This window comes from Hydrocoleum sp. CS-953, assembly GCF_002260545.1.
In the GTDB taxonomy this organism is placed as follows: Bacteria; Cyanobacteriota; Cyanobacteriia; order Cyanobacteriales; family Microcoleaceae; genus Trichodesmium.
In genome coordinates this window covers 1-668 of sequence record NZ_LGSU01000008.1, presented here as the reverse complement: position 1 = coordinate 668, position 668 = coordinate 1, and the positions used below count along the sequence as shown (strand labels likewise).

General features: G+C 29.5%; 1 protein-coding gene. It reads right to left on the bottom strand.

The genetic code is table 11. The features are described from left to right. On the bottom strand, positions 1 to 668 hold a 668-nt coding region (locus AFK68_RS00010), incomplete at both ends, for a transglutaminase family protein (protein WP_246843900.1).

Genomic DNA, 668 nt, shown 5'->3' with positions numbered 1-668 from the left:
TAATTCTAATAATACCTGTAAGTGGTACTAATTTAGTCGGGTCGAACAAATACCAACGATTACCTAAATAAGCTTCAAAACAAGCATGAAAATCTGGAGGATTAAGATTATAAGCATAAGCAGAAACAAAACGAGCAGGAATATTTAATGCTCGACAAAAAGCAATACCTAAATGAGCAAAATCACGACAAACTCCTGTCCTTTCTCTAGCAGTATCAAAAGCTGAAGTTTGGGAGTTTGTACTGCCAGATAAATATTTTACTTTGTCATAAATCCAGTCACAAATCATCATAACTCTAGAATAACCAGGGTTTAAATTTCCAAACTCTGATTTGGCTAAACTAAATAACAAATCAGACTGACAATAACGACTAGGATAAAGATAAGGAATTGTTTCTACAGGTAAATTAGCAACTGGAACTTCTGGAATATTACTAGAATAAGCATAATAATGAAATAATTTGACGGTTGCTTGATAAGAAATTTCAATTTTTCCAGTAAGGGCATTAACTCGAATAAATCTATTTTTTTCAGTGCTAGTAATATATTCATCTCTATATAAAGATGGATTAAGATATAGTTTTTCTTGTAAAATATTTTGACATTTATTATTAACTACTTGAATATTAAATAATATAGTCATAGGTTGATAAATAGTGTAATTAAGT